Raw genomic sequence first — 16,396 nt, 5'->3', positions numbered from 1 at the left:
CCGGGCGGCGAGCCGCCCATCCAGCCTGGGTAGACACTTCCTTGCTAGTTGTCTACTCGGCGTTCTAGATTGACGCGATGACCCAGCACACCATCGCAGGCACGGTGCTCACCATGCCGGTGAAGATCCGCAAGGCGCACCAGCACATGGCGATGTTCTCCGTCGACGCCGAAGCCGCCCAGCGCATGATCGACTACAGCGGTCTGAAGGTCTGCCGGTTCCTGCCGGGCCGCGCGATCGCGGTGCTGATGCTGATGCGCTACGAGGACGGCGACCTCGGCCAGTACTACGAATACGGCACCAACGTGATGGTGAACCCGCCCGGGTCGGATGCGACGGGGCCGCGGGCCCTGCAGTCGGCCGGCGCGTTCATCCACCATCTACCGGTCGACCAGGCGTTCACGCTGGAGGCGGGGACCAAGATTTGGGGTTATCCGAAGGTGATGTCGGAGTTCACGATTCGTGACGGGCACACCTACTCGTTCGACGTCACCATCGACGGCCAGTTCGCGGTCGGCATGGATTTTCGTCGCGGTCTTCGGGTCCCTGCCACGTTCACCGCCAAGCCGCAGGCCCACCCCACCTACTCGTGTCGCGACGGTGTCGTGCGCCGCACCGTCGGCGAGATGAAGCTGAGCGATGTGCGGTATCGGCCGGGCGGGGCCAGGGTCCGGCTCGGCGAACATCCCTATGCGAAGGAGCTTGCGTCGCTAGGCTTTCCCAAACGTGCTTTGTTCTCCGGTTCGGCCGGGAACGTGGAGATGTCGTTCGCGGATGCAGAGGAGCTTGGATCGTGACCGTTACGGCACCGCAGACCAAACCCGACGTCGACCTGACCGACGGCGCCTTCTACGCCGGCGACTCGCGATCGGTCTACAAGTGGATGCGCGAGAACGAACCGGTATTCCGCGACCGCAACGGATTGGCCGCGGCCGCAACGTATGCCGCCGTCATCGAGGCGGAGCGCAACCCGGAGCTGTTCTCCAACGCCGGTGGCATCCGACCCGACCAGCCGGGCGTCGAGATGATGATCGAGATGGACGATCCGCAGCATCTGCTGCGGCGCAAGCTCGTCAACTCCGGCTTCACACGTAAGCGGGTCAAAGACCTCGAGGGCTCGATCGAGAACCTGTGCGACACGCTGATCGACAACGTGTGCGAGCGCGGTGAATGCGACTTCGTCTGGGACATCGCGGCGCCGCTGCCGATGGCCGTCATCGGCGACATGCTCGGGGTGCGTCCCGACGAACGCGAGATGTTCCTGAAGTGGTCCGACGACCTGGTGGGTGCCCTCAGCAGCACCGCGGACCCGGAGGAATTCCAGGTCACCATGGACGCGTTCGCGGCCTACAGCGAGTACATGATGGGCATGATCGCGGTCCGCAAGGATGAGCCGACCGACGATCTGGTCAGCGTGCTGGTGCACGCCGAGGTCGAGGGCAGCAAGCTCGAAGACCATCAGATCGTCACCGAGGTGCTGCTGCTGTTGATCGGCGGCGACGAGACCACCCGGCACACCCTGTCCGGCGGCACCCGGCAGTTGCTGTTGCACCCCGATCAGCATCGGCGCCTCGCGTCCGATCTGTCGTTGCTGCCCAACGCGATCGAGGAGATGCTGCGCTGGACGGCACCGGTGAAGAACATGGCGCGGACGATCACCGCCGACACCGAATTCCACGGAACGGCCCTCAAAGAGGGCGAGAAGATGATCCTGCTGTTCGAGTCGGCCAACTTCGACGAGAAGGTGTTCGACGACCCCGAGTCTTTCGATATCGAGCGCTATCCGAACAACCACCTGGCGTTCGGCTTCGGCACGCATTTCTGCCTGGGCAACCAGCTGGCGCGGCTCGAGCTGTCGATCATGCAGACCAAACTGCTGCAGCGGCTGCCCGATCTGCGGTTGGCCTCCGGAGACGAGTTGCCGTTGCGGCCCGCCAATTTCGTGAGCGGTCTGGAGAAGATGCCGGTGGTGTTCACGCCGACGGCGAAGGTGCTCTAGTCCCGCCTGTGAAACGCGCGACGGAAATCGGACCGAAACCGTCGCAGGTTTCACAACCGAGCGAGGGCGCGGGGCGACGCCGCGGGCCTACTTCATCTGGAAGTTCGGGGCCCGCTTCTCCTTGAACGCCCGCGGGCCCTCCTTGGCGTCCTCGCTCAGGAACACCGGGATGCCGTTGGCGGTGTCGGGCTTGAACGCCTCGTTCTCGTGCATGCCCTCGGTCTCGCGGATGGTCTTCAGGATCGCCTGCACGGCCAGCGGTCCGTTGTTGTTGATCACCTCGGCGATCTCCAGCGCCTTGTCCAGCGCGGTCCCGTCGGGCACCACGTAGCCGATCAGCCCGTATTCCTTGGCCTCGGCGGCGGTGATGTGTCGTCCGGTCAACAGCAGATCGCAGGCGATGGTGTACGGGATCTGGCGCACCAGGCGCACCGCCGAGCCGCCCATCGGATACAGGCTCCACTTGGCCTCGGAGATACCGAACTTGGCGCTCTCACCCGCGATACGGATGTCGGTGCCCTGCAGGATCTCGGTACCGCCGGCAATGGCCGGGCCCTCGACCGCGGCGATCAGCGGTTTGGTCAGCCGGCGGCCCTTCAGCAGCGCGTCGATGCGCGACGGGTCGTAGCTGCCGTCCTTGAACGAGTCGCCCGGCGGTTTGGCCGTCGCCGCCTTGAGGTCCATCCCCGCACAGAAGTAGCCGCCGGCGCCGGTGAGGATGCAGGTGCGGATCTCGGGATCGTTGTCGACGCGGTCCCAGGCCTCCACCATGATCGAGAGCATCTCGGTCGAGAGCGCATTGCGCGCCTCGGGCCGGTTCAGCGTCAGGATCAACGTGTGTCCGCGCTGCTCAATGAGGGCGTCGGGGCCCTTCTGGGGATCACTCACGAGGGTTCGCCTTCCAGCGTCGATGCCACAGACTTGTCTGGAAATGTAACACGTTCTAGTTTAGGTCTCGTGGCCCTGAACATCGCTGATCTCGCCGAGCACGCCATCGACGCCGTGCCAGACCGTGTCGCCCTCATCTGCGGCGACGACCAGCTCACGTACGCCCAGTTGGAGGAGCAGGCCAACCGGTTGGCCCACTACCTCATCGATCAGGGCGTCAAGAAGGACGACAAGGTCGGCCTCTACTGCCGCAACCGCAACGAGATCGTCGTCGCGATGCTGGGCATCGTCAAAGCCGGCGCCATCCTGGTCAACGTCAACTTCCGCTACGTCGAGGGCGAGCTGAAGTACCTCTTCGAGAACTCCGACATGGTTGCCCTGGTGCACGAGCGCCGCTACGCCGACCGCGTCGCGAACGTGCTCCCCGAGACCCCGGCCGTCAAGACCGTTCTGGTGGTCGAGGACGGTTCGGATGACGAGTTCGAGCGCTACGGCGGCGTCGAGTTCTACTCCGCTCTCGAACAGGCCTCGCCCGAGCGCGATTTCGGACCGCGCAGCCCCGACGACATCTACCTGCTCTACACCGGCGGCACCACCGGTTTCCCCAAGGGCGTGATGTGGCGCCACGAGGACATCTACCGGGTGCTCTTCGGCGGCACCGATTTCGCCACCGGCGAGTTCGTCAAGGACGAGTACGACCTGGCGAAGGCGGCCGCGGAGAACCCGCCGATGGTCCGCTACCCGATCCCGCCGATGATCCACGGCGCCACCCAGTCGGCGACCTGGATGTCGCTGTTCTCCGGTCAGACCACGGTGCTGGCACCGGAGTTCGATGCCGACGAGGTGTGGCAGACCATCGAGAAGCACAAGGTGAACCTGTTGTTCTTCACCGGCGACGCGATGGGCCGCCCCTTGCTCGATGCGCTGGTAAAGCTGCACGAGTCCGGTCGCGAGCCCGACCTCTCCAACCTGTTCCTGCTGGCGAGCACCGCCGCACTGTTCTCCACCAGCATCAAGGAGAAGTTCCTCGAACTGCTGCCCAACCGGGTGATCACCGACTCGATCGGGTCCTCGGAGACGGGTTTCGGCGGCACGAGCATCGTGGCCAAGGGGCAGTCGCACACCGGCGGCCCGCGGGTGACGATCGATCACCGCACCGTCGTGCTCGACGAGAACGGCAACGAGGTCAAGCCCGGATCGGGTGTGCGCGGGCTGATCGCGAAGAAGGGCAACATCCCGGTCGGCTATTACAAGGACGAGAAAAAGACCGCCGAGACGTTCAAGACATTCAACGGAATTCGCTACGCCATCCCCGGTGACTACGCGGAGGTCGAGGCCGACGGCACGGTCACGATGCTGGGCCGCGGTTCGCAGTCGATCAACAGCGGCGGCGAGAAGATCTACCCCGAAGAGGTCGAGGCCGCGCTCAAGGGGCATCCCGACGTGTTCGACGCGCTCGTGGTCGGGGTGCCCGACGAGCGCTACGGTCAGTGCGTGGCGGCCGTCGTGCACCGCCGGCCGGGCACCAACCCGACGCTGGCCGATCTCGACACGTTCGTGCGGCGCGAGATCGCGGGTTACAAAGTGCCGCGCAAGGTTTGGTGGGTCGACGAGATCCACCGCACCCCGGCGGGTAAGCCGGACTACCGGTGGGCCAAGGACACCACCGAGGAGCGGCCTGCCGACGATGTGCATGCCAACCATGTGGGGTCGGCGTCGTGACCGGGATGCGCACTGAACTCTGCGATCGGTTCGGCATCGAGTACCCGATCTTCGTGTTCACGCCGTCGGAGAAGGTCGCCGCCGCGGTCAGCAAGGCCGGCGGGCTGGGTGTGCTGGGCTGCGTGCGGTTCAACTCGGCCGACGATCTCGAAGACGTGCTGTGCTGGATGGACGAGAACACCGACGGCAAGCCCTACGGCGTCGACGTGGTGATGCCCGCCAAGGTGCCGCAGGAGGGCACCGCGGTCGACATCGACAAGCTGATCCCGCAAAGCCATCGCGACTTCGTCGACAAGACGCTCGCCGATCTCGGGGTTCCGCCGCTGCCCGAGGACGGGGCGCGCAACGAGGGTGTGCTCGGCTGGCTGCACAGCGTGGCACGCTCACACGTGGAGGTCGCGCTCAAGCATCCGATCAAGCTGATCGCCAACGCCCTCGGGTCACCACCGAAGGACGTCATCGACCAGGTGCACGCCGCCGGAGTTCCGGTCGCCGCCCTGGCCGGCAGCGCCAAACACGCTCAGCGCCATGTGGACAACGGCGTCGACATCGTGGTCGCGCAGGGCCACGAGGCCGGTGGGCACACCGGTGAGATCGGCTCGATGGTGTTGTGGCCGGAAATCGTTGACGCCCTCGACGGGAAGGCGCCGGTGTTGGCGGCCGGCGGTATCGGCACCGGCCGGCAGGTCGCCGCCGCGTTGGCCCTCGGTGCGCAGGGAGTGTGGATGGGTTCGGCGTTCCTGACGTCGGCCGAGTACGACCTCGGGCACCGCAAGCCCGGCGGCGTCTCGACGATCCAGGAGGGGCTGCTGCGGGCGACGTCGGCCGACACCGTACGCCGGCGGATCTACACCGGTAAGCCCGCTCGTCTGCTGAAGACGAAATGGACCGATGCGTGGGATGCGCCCGACGCGCCGGAGCCGTTGCCGATGCCGCTGCAGAACATCCTGGTCAGCGAGGCGCATCAGCGCATGAACGAGTCGGACAACCCCGACACCGTCGCGATGCCGGTGGGTCAGATCGTGGGCCGGATGAACGAGATCCGCCCGGTCGCCGACATCATCGCCGAGTTGGTGGCCGGTTTCGAGGAGGCCACGCGCCGCCTCGACGGCATCCGCGGCGACTAGTGCCAGCTGGGACTCCTCGACTCAGCGCTTGACGCCACGCAGGCGCGCCCGCACTACCTCGCGGTTGACGGCCGCCACCGCTGTCAGCGGGATGCTCTCGGGACACACCATGGAGCATTCGCCATAGCTGGAGCACGGTCCGAAGTCCTGCTCCATCTGCGCCACCACATCGCGCGCGCGGCGGCTACGCTCCTGACGACCGCGGGTGACGGTGGCCAAGTGCAGCAGCTTGGCCCCGGCGTACAGGTGCGCGGACCCGTTCGGGCAGGCCGCCACACAGGCGCCGCATCCGATACACGCCGCGAAATCCAGCGCGTACTCGGCCTCATCGTGTGGCAGTGGTTCGGCGTCGGCGTCGCCCGCGGTGCCGGCGTCGACGGCGACGGATCCCCCGGCAGCGATCATCCGGTCCAGTGCCGAACGATCCACCACCAAGTCGCGCACCACCGGAAAGGCCGCCGACCGGAACGGTTCGAACCGAATCCGCGCGCCGTCGGCGAACGAACGCACGTGCTGGCGACACGAAGGCGTGTTCGGCAGAGGGCCGTGCGGGCGGCCGTCGACGGTGATTCCGCATGACCCGCACACCCCTTCGCGGCAGTCCGAGTCGAAGGCGACCGGCTCTCGGCCCTCGGCGACCAGCGCGTCGTTGAGGCGATCCAGCAATTCCAGCAGCGACATCTCCGGCGTGGCGTCGTCGACGGTGTAGTCCTCGTATCGTCCTGGCGCCGCGGAGTCGGCCTGCCGCCAGATCTGCAACGTCAGCCTCATACATAGTCCCTGGGTTGTAGCGGAACGGCAGTGAACGTCAGCGCTTCGTGGTGGCGAATTTGCGGCCCGTCGGCGCGGTACTCCCAAGCCGAGACGAAGCACCAGTTGGCGTCGTCGCGTTGCGCTTCGCCGTCTACTGTCTGGTGCTCGACGCGAAAGTGCGCGCCACAGGACTCGTCCCGATCCAGCGCGTCGATGCACATCAGCCGGGCCAGACCGAGGAAATCGGCCACCCGGCCGGCCTTTTCGAGTTCCTGGTTTAACTGCGCGCCGGTGCCCGCCACCCGCAGGTCGGACCAGAACGCCGCGGTCAGCTCGTCGATGGCGGCGATGGTGTCGGCCAGCCCCTGCGCAGATCGGGAGACGCCGCACCCGGTGTAGAGCAGGTCACCGAGCCGGCGGTGGAAACGGTCGGGCCCCTGGCTGCCGCCGATCGACAGCAGCTCCTCGACCCGCCGCGTCACGTCGGTCAGCGTGCTCACCACCGCGGGATGGTCGGGGGCCAGCGGCGCGGTGCCCAGCATGCCGGCGAGATAGTTCGGTATCGAATACGGCAGCGTGAACCAGCCGTCGACGCACGCCGACAGCAGCGAGTTGGCGCCGAGCCGGTTGGCGCCGTGGTAGCCCCATCCCGCCTCGCCGGCGACGAAAAGCCCTGGGATGGAGGTCATCTGGTCAAAATCACTCCACAGCCCGCCCATCGAGAAATGGGCACCGGGCGCGATCCGCATTGGTACCCGGTACGGGTCCTCGCCGGTTACGTCGTGGTACATCGAGAACAGATTGCCGTAGCGCTCGGCGATCTTTTTGGGGCCCAGTCGGCTCAGCGCGTCCCGAAAGTCAAGGTAGACGCTGTTTTTCAGCGGCCCCACCCCGCGCCCGGACTCGATCTGGGTGCGGGCAGCGCGCGACGAGACGTCACGCGGAGACAGGTTCCCGTACGACGGGTACATGCGCTCGAGGTAGTAGTCGCGCTCGTTCTCGGGGATGTCATTGGGGTGCCGGTCGTCGCCGGCCCGCTTCGGCACCCAGATTCGGCCGTCGTTTCTCAGCGATTCGCTCATCAGGATTGTCTTGGACTGCCACTCCGAGTTCACCGGTAACGCGGTCGGGTGGAATTGGATGAACGCCGGCGATGCGAACAACGCACCCCGCATGTGCGCGCGCCAGGTCGCCGTGGCGTTGGAGTTGTGTGCCAGCGTGGACCGGAAGAACACGTTGCCGTAGCCGCCCGTCGCGAGCACCACCGCGTGGCCGGTGGTGGCCCGCACTTCACCGGTCACCAGGTCGCGGGTGACGATGCCGCACGCGCGGCCGTCGGCGACGATCACGTCGAGCATTTCGGTACGGATGTGCAGGTTCACCGTGCCGGCGTGCACCTGGCGAAACAACGCCTGGCTGGACGCGATCTGCAATTGCTGGCCGGTCTGGCCGCGGGTGTAGTACGTGCGCGAGACCTGCACCCCGCCGAACGACCGGGTGGCCAGGCTGCCGCCGTACTCGCGGGCGAAGGGCGCCCCGATCGCGTTCATATGGTCGATGACGCGTGCGGACTCGTGTGCGAGTCGGTAGCAGTCGGCCTCCCGGCAGCGGAAGTCTGCGCCCTTGACGGTGTCCTTGACGAACCGGTCGATGCTGTCGTTGTCGACCTTACGTGCCCGGGCAGCGTTGATGCCGCCCTGGGCGGCGACACTGTGCGCCCGCCGTGGCGCATCGTGGAACGTGAAACACTCGACGTGATAACCCAACTCACCCAGCGCGGCCGCACAGCCGGCGCCCGCCAATCCCGTGCCGACGACGATAACGGTGAATTTGCGCCGATTCAGCGGACTCACCAGCCGGTAGTCCAACGTGCGGCGTTGCCAGGCTTCGGCCGGATCACCGGCGGGGACGCCGCCCACGATCGGATCGCCCACCGCTCGTAGGGATGCCAGGAAGTCCGGTGTCATGACAGCAGCCCGGTCCACACCGCGATCGGGATGGTCATGTTGCCGACCATCACCGTCAGTGCGAGCGAACCTCCTATCGCCACACCCACTTGGCGTGCGCGTTGTCCGGTTACCCCGAGATCGTTGACCAGCGTCCACAATCCGTGCGCCATATGGGCGCCGAGCGCCGCCATGGCCAACAGGTAGAACGCCGCGACACCGGGCCGCTCGAAGCTGGCGATGAGGTTGTCGTAGGCGTGGCTGGTGGTCACGGTGGTGCCGGTGAACGACGAACTCGCGAACGGCCGCGTGCCGGTAGTCAGGTCCATGATGTGGAATACGACGAACCCCAGCAGCGCCAGCCCGGTCACCAGCATCGTGCGCGCGGTGAATGACCGCAGACCGAGCCCGGTGCGCCGGAACCGGCCCCGGGCCCGATGGGCACGGCGCGTGAGCAGGACCGCGGCCCCGACATGGCCGATCAGACAAGCCGACAGCACGACACGAAAGATCCACAATGCACCCTCATACGGCAACAGGGGTTCGAGCAGAGTGCGCAGCCAGTGTGCGTAGGCATCGAAGTGCTCGGCGCCCGTGTAGACCTTGAGATTCCCGATCATATGGACGAAGACGTACGCCGCGAACACGATTCCGGTGACGGCCATGACGAGCTTGAGCGTCACCGAGGACGGCTGAACCCGCCAGTCCCAGTGCGGACGGGCAACAGTGGGACCGCGTGGTACTTCATGGCCGCCATCAGCGGCGTCGACCGCCTCAGCCGTATCTCTCATCGCACGCACGCCACGTCGTTGTCGTCGTCGTACATCGTCAGGATGCCAGCACCCCGGCGATGTGGTACGGGCCGTCTGCCTCGTCGTCGGTGCTCACCATCCCGTTCCTCAGTGCAATCTCTGCGCCCAGGTCCGCGCTGCGGTATGCGGACCGGTCTATCACGCTACGGTAACGCCGGCGCGTAGCCATCGCCGATCGGCGCCACTAGTACTGGAACGGGTACACCGGATCGGCGCATTTTGTGCCCTCGGCCGCCAGCTGCCGCTTGATCACCTTGAACGTCTCGGTGCGCGGCAACGCCGTGCTGATCCGCACGTACGACGGCCACTGCTTCGGCCCGAGATCGGGCTGCGCGGACAGGAATTCGCGGAACGCATCGGCATCGAAGATCGCGCCTTCGGTGAGGGTAAGCGCGGCCATCACCTGGTCGCCCACATCGGGCGCGGGTATCCCGTAGACCGCTACCTCCACGACGTCGGGGTGGCGCAGCAGAACCCGCTCGATCGGTGCCGCACCGAGGTTCTCGCCGTCCACGCGCATCCAGTCGCCGAGCCTGCCCGCGAAGTACGCGAAGCCGTTCTCGTCCCGGTAAGCGAGGTCGCCACTGTGGTACACGCCGCCGCGCATTCGCTCGGCGTCGGCCTCCGGGTCGTTGTAGTAACCCTCGAAACGCCCTGCGTCCGAGGTGTTCACCAGCTCGCCGGTCACACCGGGCGGGCACGGTTGGCCGGTGTCGACGTCGAGGATCTCGGTCCCCGGCGGCAGCGGGCCCAGCGAGCCGGGCGGGGTGTCTGGTGTGCGGGCGATCGCGATACCGCCCTCGGTCGAACCGAACCCGTCCATCACCACCGTGCCGAAACGCTTCGCGAACCGCTCGACGTCGGCAGGCGCACCCTCGTTGCCATACACCGCCCGCAGCGGATTGTCCGCGTCGTCGGGATGTTCGGGTGTGGCAAGAACATACGACAGCGGTTTGCCGACGTAGTTGGCATACGTCGCGCCGAAGCGGCGGACGTCGGGCAGGAACTGCGACGCGGAGAACTTGCGACGCAACGCCAACGAGCTCTGCGAGGCCAGCGCCACCGCCCAGCCGACCAGCACCGCGTTCGAGTGGAACAGGGGCATCGACACGTAGCAGACGTCGTCGGGTCCCAGGTCGAAGCGCTGCGTCATCGTCACACCCGCCACCGCAACCTTGCCGTGGCTGCACTTGACGGCCTTCGGGTCACCGCTGGTGCCCGACGTGTAGATCAGCATGAACAGGTCCGCGGGATCGGCATCGCGCACTGTTACGGGCTCGTCGGCGAAGGCCGCCACCTCGTCCGCCCATTCGGGTGAGTCGACATCGATGTGGTCGATACCGTCGATCACGTCTCGTGATCCCGAATCAGCAAGCACCAGTTGGCAATCGGCATGGGTGATGTCACGCTGCAGCGCCGCTCCGCGCCGGACGGGGTTGAGGCCGACCGGCACGATGCCGGTCAGCCCCGCCGCAGCCAAAACCGCCGAGAAGAACGGCGTGTTCTGCAGTAGCACCCCGACGTGAGGGGGCCGGTCGGGATCGAGGCGTGCCCGCAACGCGGCGGCGACGGCCGCGGCGTACCGCAGGTGGTCGCGCCAGGTGGTGACCGTGTCCTCGAAGAGCACTCCGCGATCGTCGACGTCGATCAGCGGCGCCAACAGTTCGGCGACCGTGGGCAGCCTGTTCACCTCACGCGGGCGTATCGGCCAGCTCCCGGCCGATGCGCAGCAGTTGCCCCGTCGCGCCGCCGACCGCGAACTCGGTCTGCTTGGCCGCCAGGAAATACCGGTGCACGGGGTGGTCGATGTCGATACCGACCCCGCCGTGCACGTGCACGGTGGTGTGGGCGACGCGGTGACCGGCGTCGGCGGCCCAGAACGCGGCGGTGCCCACATCGAGATCGGCCGGAAGATCCTCGGAGAGCCGCCACGCGGCCTGGGTCAGGGTCAACCGGAGCGCCTTGACGTCGATGTAGCCGTCGGCCAGTCGTGACGACACCGCCTGGAAGCTGCCGATCGGCCGGTCGAACTGCTCGCGTTCGCGGGCATACGCCGCGGTGAGCTCGAGTGCGCGCTCGAGCACCCCGAGCTGAAAAGCACTGCGCCCCAACATCGTCTGGGTGGTCAGCCACGCGGCGACATCAGCGTCGCCGATGACCCGGCCGGCATCGACCTGGGTGCCCTGCAGTTCGAGGTGTCCGATGCTGCCGTGACCGGTGGTGCTCAACGACTCGACCGTCACGCCGGGGTCCGTCGCCGTGACCAGGAAAACCTTGACGCCCGAATCCGTTTCGGCCGGGATCAGGAATGCATCGGCCACGGGACCGTACGGAACCTGCGTGCGCGACCCGGTGAGCCGGTAGCCACCGTCGCTCGACTGAGCCTGCACCGGACCCTGACCCATCTCGCCGTCGAGCGCGACGGTGAGCACCTTGTCGCCCTTGATCGCGGGCACCGCCCACTCCTGCTGCAGCGCGTCCGGGCCGAACTTGGCCAGCGCGCCGGCGCCCAGCACGACCGACTCGAGGTAGGGCACCGCGGCCAACTGCCTGCCGAGTGCGACCAGGATGGCCACCTGTTCGAGCACGCCGAATCCGCCGCCGCCCACCGACTCGGGAGCGGCGGCCGACAGCACGTCGGCCTCGATCAGCTTGCCCCACAGCGTTTTGTCGAACCTCTGGTCCTGCCCGTCGAGTTCACGCTGGCGCTCCGGCGTCACGACGGAGTCGACGATCGTGCGGACCAATCCGCCGAGATCCTCCGACGCTTCGGTTGTCTTGAAATCCATGGCGGGTCCTATCGGTTCACTCGGGGCAGGCCGAGCGCGACCATGCCGATGATGTCGCGCTGAATCTCGTTGGTGCCGCCGCCGAAAGTCAGGATCAGGCAGCTGCGGTGCATCCGTTCGATCCGCCCGCGCAACAGGGCCCCCGGCGTGCCGGGGCGCAGGGTGGCCGCGGTGCCCAGCACCTCCATTAGCAGGCGGTAGGCCTCGGTGGCCAGTTCGGTGCCGTACACCTTGGCCGCGGACGCGTCCGCGGGTGAGGGGGCGGCGTCGTCGGCGGACGCCAGTTCCCAGTTGATCAGCTTGAGCACCTCGGCCTTGGCGTGCACCCGGGCCAGGTTGAGCTGCACCCACTCCGAGTCGATCAACCGGTTGCCGTGCACGTCCTTGGTGTTCTGGGCCCACTCACGAACTCCGCCCAGCGCCACGAAGATCGGCTGAGCCGACACGAGTGCGACGCGCTCGTGGTTGAGCTGGTTGGTCACCAGCTTCCAGCCGGCGTTCTCCTCACCGACCAGGTTGGTCACGGGCACCCGCACGTCCTGGTAGTAGGTGGCGCTGGTGTCGACGCCCGCCATGGTGTGCACGGGCGTCCAGGAGAACCCCTCGGCCGTGGTGGGGACGATCAGCATCGAGATCCCGCGGTGCTTTTTGGCCTCGGGATTGGTGCGCGCGGCCAGCCACACGTAGTCGGCGTAGGCGATCAGGCTGGTCCACATCTTCTGGCCGTTGATCACATAGTCGTCGCCGTCGCGAACTGCGGTGGTGCGCAGCGACGCCAGATCGGTGCCGGCGCCGGGCTCGGAGTATCCGATCGAGAAGTGCAGTTCGCCGGCGGCGATCTTGGGCAGGAAGAACTTCTTCTGCTCGTCGCTGCCGAAGTGCATGATCGTCGGCGCAACGCTGTTGATCGTCAGGAACGGCACCGGCACGTTCGCTATCGCGGCCTCGTCGTTGAAGATCAACCCGTCGATGGGAGGGCGCTCCTGGCCGCCGAACTCCTTGGGCCACGACAGGGTGAGCCAGCCGTCCTTGCCCATCTGCGCGACGGTCTCGCGGTAGACGTTGCCGCGTCCCATCTCGCCGTCGTTGGAGGCCAGCGCCTCGGCGCGCTCGGGGGTCATCAGCTTGGTGAAGTAGGAGCGCAGCTCGCGGCGCAGCTCTTCCTGCTCTGGGGTGTAGCCGATCCGCATCGCCTTGTCCTAACTTCTCTAGAGGCACGAAGTGGCATACCGGGAGCCAGCCCCGATTCCCTCCCGGTTGTAACACGTTCTAGTCTTGGGGTCCAGGCCGGTGCCACACTGGGCTCGGAGCAGCTTTGACCGCGAGGAGGTTGTGATGAGGGTGGAAGTGGACCGGGACCGGTGCGAGGGCAACGCCGTGTGCGTGGGAATCGCGCCCGACCTGTTCGATCTCGACGACGATGATTACGCGGTGGTCAAGCTCGATCCGGTGCCCGCCGACCAGGAGGATCTGGCCGAGCAGTCCATCGCGGAGTGCCCGCGAGCGGCGCTGCTTCGGCGAGACTAGAGGTATTCATAAATTGACGACGCCCGTGGGCATCCGAGGAGTGGCATGAGTACAGACCCCAACGACCTGTCCGGGCGCGTGGCGGTGGTAACCGGCGCGGCGGCAGGGCTGGGACGCGCGGAGGCCATCGGCCTGGCCCGGGCCGGGGCGACCATCGTCGTGAACGACATCGCCGCCGCGCTCGACAAGTCCGACGTGCTCGACGAGATCTCCGCAGCGGGCGCCAAGGGCGTCGCGGTGGCGGGCGACATCAGCGAGCGCTCGACCGCCGACGAACTGGTCGAAACGGCCGACGGACTCGGAGGCCTCGGCATCGTCGTCAACAACGCCGGCATCACCCGCGACCGCATGCTGTTCAACATGTCCGACGAGGACTGGGATGCGGTGATCGCCGTGCACCTTCGCGGGCACTTCCTGCTGACCCGCAACGCCGCCACGTACTGGCGCGCGAAAGCGAAGGACAACAACGGCCAGGTCTACGGCCGCGTCATCAACACCTCGTCGGAAGCCGGGCTGGTGGGGCCGGTCGGGCAGGCCAACTACGGCGCCGCCAAGGCCGGCATCACCGCGTTGACGCTGTCGATGGCCCGGGCCCTGGAACGCTACGGTGTGCGGGCCAACGCCATCGCGCCCCGTGCCCGCACCGCGATGACCGCGGACGTGTTCGGCGAAGCACCGGAATTGAGCGAAGGCCAGATCGACCCGTTGTCACCCGACCACGTCGTGAACCTGGTGCGCTTCCTGGCCTCCCCGGCGGCCGAAGCGGTCAACGGTCAGCTCTTCATCGTCTACGGTCCTACCGTGACACTGGTGGCAGCGCCGACGGTCGAGGCGCAATTCAGCGCCGAAGCCGATGCCTGGGACCCCTCGAAGCTGTCCGCGACCCTCCAGGAGTACTTTGCTGGACGCGATCCGCAGAAGTGTTTCTCGGCCACCGCGCTGATGAATCAGCAAGACTGACGGTCTCGTTCGTTACGGCCGAGCTCGACTAGAACACGTTCTAGAATGAGCTGCGTCACACTTGCCCTGACCAGCACAAAAATCACATTTGTGACTCCATTTTCGGAGCTTTGACACTCCGAACGTGTTCTAGTTAGTATGATCCGGCTCACTGAGAGCAACGCTGAGCCAAGGGGTGGGAAGTCCGCCGTGACAACGTATTTCACCTCTTCGCCACGAAGACGACGCGCCGAACATCCCTTCCCCCGAGAACGGAGCAAAGGTTGATCAAACAGCTCACGGTCCCGACGCGGGCCGTGGGCGGCTTCTTCGAGATGTCCTTGGAAACGTTCCTCAAGATCTTTCGACGCCCCTTTCAATTCCGTGAGTTCCTCGAGCAAACATGGATGATCGCGAAGGTTTCGCTCGTTCCGACCCTGCTGATTTCGATTCCATTCACAGTGCTGGTCGCGTTCACCCTCAACATCCTGTTGCGAGAGATCGGTGCCGCGGACCTGTCCGGGTCCGGCACCGCGTTCGGCACGGTGACGCAGCTCGGCCCAATCTCGACCGTGCTCGTCATCGCCGGCGCCGGTGCGACGGCAATCTGCGCGGACCTGGGCGCCCGCACCATCCGTGAAGAGATCGACGCGATGCGGGTGCTCGGCATCGATCCCATTCAACGGCTGGTGGTGCCGCGCGTGCTGGCGTCGACCACGGTGGCGCTGCTGCTCAACGGTCTGGTGATCGCGATCGGCCTGGTCGGCGGCTATGTGTTCTCCGTACTACTGCAGGGTGTGAACCCCGGGGCCTTCATCAACGGCCTGACCATCCTCACCGGGCTCGGCGAGTTGGTGATCTCCGAAGTCAAGGCCCTGCTGTTCGGCGTAATGGCGGGACTCGTCGGTTGCTATCGCGGACTCACCGTCAAGGGTGGACCCAAGGGGGTCGGAGAGGCCGTCAACGAGACCGTCATCTATGCCTTCATCTGTCTGTTCGTGATCAACGTACTTATGACCGCAATCGGCGTTCGGGTGCTGGGCTGATGAGCTATGACGTGTCGCTGAGAATGCGGCGGGCGCTCGAACGGGTGCCCAAGGCCGTGGATACCTTTGGCGAGCAGGCGTTGTTCTACGCCGAGTCGGTGCGGTACATGCCGAACGCGGTGCGTCGCTACGGCAAGGAAACGACCCGGTTGATAGCCGAGATGACCCTGGGCACCGGTGCGCTGATCCTGATCGGTGGCACGGTCGGTGTCGCTGCCTTCCTCACGCTGGCGTCCGGCGGCGTCATCGCCGTGCAGGGCTACGAGTCACTGGGCAACATTGGCATCGAGGCGCTCACCGGGTTCCTGTCCGCCTATCTCAACGTGCGCATCGTTGCGCCGATCATCGCCGGTATCGCGCTCGCGGCCACCATAGGCGCAGGTACCACCGCGCAACTGGGCGCAATGCGCATCTCCGAAGAGATCGATGCGGTCGAATCAATGGCCGTGCACTCGGTGTCCTACCTGGTGTCCACCCGCATCGTCGCCGGCCTGATTGCGATAATCCCGCTGTATTCGTTGGCCGTGCTGGCCGCGTTCTTCTCGGCTCGCACCATCACCGTCTACGTCAACGGACAGTCGGGCGGTCTCTACGACCACTACTTCAATACGTTCCTGATACCGAACGATCTGTTGTGGTCTTTCGCTCAGGCGATCGTGATGGCGGTCGCCGTGATGCTCGTCCACACCTACTACGGCTACAACGCTTCGGGCGGACCTGTCGGCGTTGGCGTCGCGGTGGGTAAGGCGGTTCGGACTTCGCTGATCGTCGTCGTCATCATCACCTTGTTCATCTCCTTGGCCGTGTACGGTGCCACCGGCAACTTCAACCTGTCGGGTTAGAGGAGA

16 protein-coding genes are annotated in these 16,396 nt (G+C 66.2%); 8 read left to right on the top strand and 8 right to left on the bottom strand.

The genetic code is table 11. The features are described from left to right. The first annotated feature begins 77 nt into the window (after positions 1-77). Both RMCN_RS22525 and RMCN_RS22520 read left to right on the top strand, forming a co-directional pair. Positions 78-797 carry an acetoacetate decarboxylase family protein gene (locus RMCN_RS22525; RefSeq protein ID WP_067393872.1) on the top strand — a complete coding sequence of 240 codons (720 nt, stop codon included), beginning with the start codon at positions 78-80 and terminating at the stop codon, positions 795-797. After that, a complete protein-coding gene (locus tag RMCN_RS22520) occupies positions 794-1,999 on the top strand; it encodes a cytochrome P450 (RefSeq protein WP_067393870.1) in 1,206 nt (401 codons plus the stop codon). The genes RMCN_RS22525 and RMCN_RS22520 overlap by 4 nt, the downstream gene beginning before the upstream one ends. An 87-nt stretch (positions 2,000-2,086) precedes the next feature. Here the strand turns inward: RMCN_RS22520 and RMCN_RS22515 are convergent, their stop codons facing one another. Next, positions 2,087-2,887 (bottom strand): crotonase/enoyl-CoA hydratase family protein, encoded by an 801-nt coding sequence (locus tag RMCN_RS22515; protein WP_067393867.1) that lies wholly within the window; start codon positions 2,885-2,887, stop codon positions 2,087-2,089. A gap of 69 nt (positions 2,888-2,956) precedes the next feature. Between RMCN_RS22515 and RMCN_RS22510 the strand changes: the two genes are divergently transcribed. Then, entirely contained in the window at positions 2,957-4,609 is a 1,653-nt protein-coding gene (locus tag RMCN_RS22510; RefSeq protein WP_067393864.1) for a medium/long-chain-fatty-acid--CoA/3-oxocholest-4-en-26-oate--CoA ligase, read from the top strand. A gap of 5 nt (positions 4,610-4,614) precedes the next feature. Continuing rightward, positions 4,615-5,736 carry an NAD(P)H-dependent flavin oxidoreductase gene (locus RMCN_RS22505; protein WP_067394279.1) on the top strand — a complete coding sequence of 374 codons (1,122 nt, stop codon included), beginning with the start codon at positions 4,615-4,617 and terminating at the stop codon, positions 5,734-5,736. A 21-nt stretch (positions 5,737-5,757) separates the two neighbouring features. Here RMCN_RS22505 and RMCN_RS22500 read toward each other — a convergent pair whose 3' ends face one another. From RMCN_RS22500 to RMCN_RS22475, 7 genes are read right to left on the bottom strand one after another with little or no spacing between them, the layout of a single operon-like run. Then, on the bottom strand, positions 5,758-6,507 hold the full coding sequence (locus RMCN_RS22500; protein ID WP_067393861.1) for a succinate dehydrogenase/fumarate reductase iron-sulfur subunit: 750 nt from the start codon (positions 6,505-6,507) through the stop codon (positions 5,758-5,760). Further along, complete coding sequence (locus RMCN_RS22495) at positions 6,504-8,456, bottom strand: fumarate reductase/succinate dehydrogenase flavoprotein subunit (RefSeq protein WP_067393857.1); 1,953 nt, start codon at positions 8,454-8,456, stop codon at positions 6,504-6,506. The genes RMCN_RS22500 and RMCN_RS22495 overlap by 4 nt, the downstream gene beginning before the upstream one ends. Continuing rightward, positions 8,453-9,226 carry a succinate dehydrogenase cytochrome b subunit gene (locus RMCN_RS22490; protein ID WP_067393854.1) on the bottom strand — a complete coding sequence of 258 codons (774 nt, stop codon included), beginning with the start codon at positions 9,224-9,226 and terminating at the stop codon, positions 8,453-8,455. The genes RMCN_RS22495 and RMCN_RS22490 overlap by 4 nt, the downstream gene beginning before the upstream one ends. Before the next feature lie 37 nt (positions 9,227-9,263). Beyond that, positions 9,264-9,389, bottom strand: a complete 126-nt coding sequence (locus RMCN_RS31890; RefSeq protein WP_267886979.1) for a hypothetical protein — start codon at positions 9,387-9,389, stop codon at positions 9,264-9,266. Positions 9,390-9,431: 42 nt separating this feature from the next. Next, a complete protein-coding gene (gene fadD17 / locus RMCN_RS22485; RefSeq protein WP_067393851.1) occupies positions 9,432-10,937 on the bottom strand; it encodes a long-chain-fatty-acid--CoA ligase FadD17 in 1,506 nt (501 codons plus the stop codon). Between the two features lies 1 nt (position 10,938). Beyond that, positions 10,939-12,036, bottom strand: coding sequence for an acyl-CoA dehydrogenase family protein (locus tag RMCN_RS22480; protein ID WP_067393849.1), 1,098 nt, complete (start codon positions 12,034-12,036; stop codon positions 10,939-10,941). An 8-nt stretch (positions 12,037-12,044) separates the two neighbouring features. Beyond that, positions 12,045-13,226, bottom strand: coding sequence for an acyl-CoA dehydrogenase family protein (locus RMCN_RS22475; RefSeq protein WP_064412726.1), 1,182 nt, complete (start codon positions 13,224-13,226; stop codon positions 12,045-12,047). A gap of 145 nt (positions 13,227-13,371) precedes the next feature. Here RMCN_RS22475 and RMCN_RS22470 point away from each other — a divergent pair, with 145 nt between their 5' ends. The 4 genes from RMCN_RS22470 to RMCN_RS22455 all read left to right on the top strand — a co-directional run bounded on the left by RMCN_RS22470 (position 13,372) and on the right by RMCN_RS22455 (position 16,390). Further along, entirely contained in the window at positions 13,372-13,563 is a 192-nt protein-coding gene (locus tag RMCN_RS22470; RefSeq protein ID WP_064347982.1) for a ferredoxin, read from the top strand. Between the two features lie 45 nt (positions 13,564-13,608). Continuing rightward, positions 13,609-14,523 carry a 3-oxoacyl-ACP reductase gene (locus tag RMCN_RS22465; RefSeq protein WP_067084290.1) on the top strand — a complete coding sequence of 305 codons (915 nt, stop codon included), beginning with the start codon at positions 13,609-13,611 and terminating at the stop codon, positions 14,521-14,523. A 263-nt stretch (positions 14,524-14,786) separates the two neighbouring features. Then, on the top strand, positions 14,787-15,548 hold the full coding sequence (locus tag RMCN_RS22460; RefSeq protein ID WP_064399178.1) for an MlaE family ABC transporter permease: 762 nt from the start codon (positions 14,787-14,789) through the stop codon (positions 15,546-15,548). Continuing rightward, complete coding sequence (locus RMCN_RS22455; RefSeq protein WP_064399177.1) at positions 15,548-16,390, top strand: MlaE family ABC transporter permease; 843 nt, start codon at positions 15,548-15,550, stop codon at positions 16,388-16,390. The genes RMCN_RS22460 and RMCN_RS22455 overlap by 1 nt, the downstream gene beginning before the upstream one ends. Positions 16,391-16,396 lie beyond the last annotated feature (6 nt).

Origin of the sequence: Mycolicibacterium novocastrense, from assembly GCF_001570485.1 — a bacterium.
Taxonomy (GTDB): Bacteria; Actinomycetota; Actinomycetes; order Mycobacteriales; family Mycobacteriaceae; genus Mycobacterium; species Mycobacterium novocastrense.
The sequence above is the reverse complement of the archived record's forward strand: the minus strand, read 5'-3'. Positions and strand labels throughout refer to the sequence as shown.

Excerpts from the sequence above, each read along its gene's own strand:
- RMCN_RS22525 (WP_067393872.1), top strand. The coding sequence starts at position 78 with ATGACCCAGCACACCATCGCAGGCACGGTGCTCACCATGCCGGTGAAG.
- RMCN_RS22505 (WP_067394279.1), top strand. The coding sequence starts at position 4,615 with ATGCGCACTGAACTCTGCGATCGGTTCGGCATCGAGTACCCGATCTTC.
- RMCN_RS22500 (WP_067393861.1), bottom strand. The coding sequence starts at position 6,507 with ATGAGGCTGACGTTGCAGATCTGGCGGCAGGCCGACTCCGCGGCGCCA.
- RMCN_RS22495 (WP_067393857.1), bottom strand. The coding sequence starts at position 8,456 with ATGACACCGGACTTCCTGGCATCCCTACGAGCGGTGGGCGATCCGATC.
- RMCN_RS22490 (WP_067393854.1), bottom strand. The coding sequence starts at position 9,226 with ATGAGAGATACGGCTGAGGCGGTCGACGCCGCTGATGGCGGCCATGAA.
- RMCN_RS22480 (WP_067393849.1), bottom strand. The coding sequence starts at position 12,036 with ATGGATTTCAAGACAACCGAAGCGTCGGAGGATCTCGGCGGATTGGTC.
- RMCN_RS22475 (WP_064412726.1), bottom strand. The coding sequence starts at position 13,226 with ATGCGGATCGGCTACACCCCAGAGCAGGAAGAGCTGCGCCGCGAGCTG.
- RMCN_RS22470 (WP_064347982.1), top strand. The coding sequence starts at position 13,372 with ATGAGGGTGGAAGTGGACCGGGACCGGTGCGAGGGCAACGCCGTGTGC.
- RMCN_RS22465 (WP_067084290.1), top strand. The coding sequence starts at position 13,609 with ATGAGTACAGACCCCAACGACCTGTCCGGGCGCGTGGCGGTGGTAACC.
- RMCN_RS22455 (WP_064399177.1), top strand. The coding sequence starts at position 15,548 with ATGAGCTATGACGTGTCGCTGAGAATGCGGCGGGCGCTCGAACGGGTG.